Consider the following 915-nt stretch of genomic DNA (forward strand, 5'->3'; position numbering starts at 1 on the left):
GAAATTAAAATAAAAGATAATATTCCAATAATTAATATAAAAATTAAATCAATTGGCCATATTGACGAGGTATTATGTAATGCTAATTTTGATAAAGCAATAACGCTTAATAAATACGAAAAAACCGCTGAAAATGTTATAAAACAATCAATAGAAAAAGGCATTTCTGAAGTAAAAAAACTCGGTGGAGATGCATTTGGATTTGGTGAAAAATTATACATGGTAAATCCAAAAACTTTTAAAAAATATGAAGGAAATTGGAATGATACATTTAAAAAAGCAAAATTCACAGTAAGTGTTGATGTTAAAATTAATAATGTCGGTATGAGAAGGAAACCTTATCCTTATTAGTAGACCAGCTACTGTATGAATAGAAAAATTAGAATTCAAAGTATCTTCTGGAATTGATGGGATCATAATGGAATGATTAAAAAATAATCACCTTCACCAGATGAAGGGATCATGAAAAAGATATATTATTTAACAGATTCTTTAAATTAAACTTCTTATTCCTTTTATTAAAAACACCATTTGGAAACTACAAAAGCCCCCTGTACTATTTGGGGGCTTTTTAATGTAATGCAATATATTGTAATCAATATTTAAAAGTTCGAACACTAAGTAAACTTCGTCGAAAAGTAGTATATTTCATTGTTATGACGAGGTTTTACTAATAGATTTCTACTAGTCATTACGGATATAGTATCACACTTAGAATTATTTCTTATAATCAAGAAATTTGTAGATATTTCCCGGGAATTTGTAAAAATTTGATATAAATTAAAATCCAGTATTCAAAAGTATTAATTTAAACTGAAACAAATTTTTATCGGTTGATTTTTCATTCTACTGGTGGAATAGATAAAAAAATCTAATAACAATTGGATATCGGGTAGCGGTACAATTGTTTAGTTA

1 protein-coding gene is annotated in these 915 nt (G+C 26.4%); it reads left to right on the forward strand.

The features are described 5' to 3' along the window. Positions 1–351, forward strand: a 351-nt coding sequence (locus tag CN514_RS24670) for a Ger(x)C family spore germination C-terminal domain-containing protein (protein ID WP_217993966.1), incomplete at its 5' end; no start/stop codon positions are given. Between the last annotated feature and the right edge of the window lie 564 nt (positions 352–915).

Source organism: Bacillus sp. AFS001701 (assembly GCF_002559405.1).
Taxonomy (GTDB): Bacteria; Bacillota; Bacilli; order Bacillales; family Bacillaceae_G; genus Gottfriedia.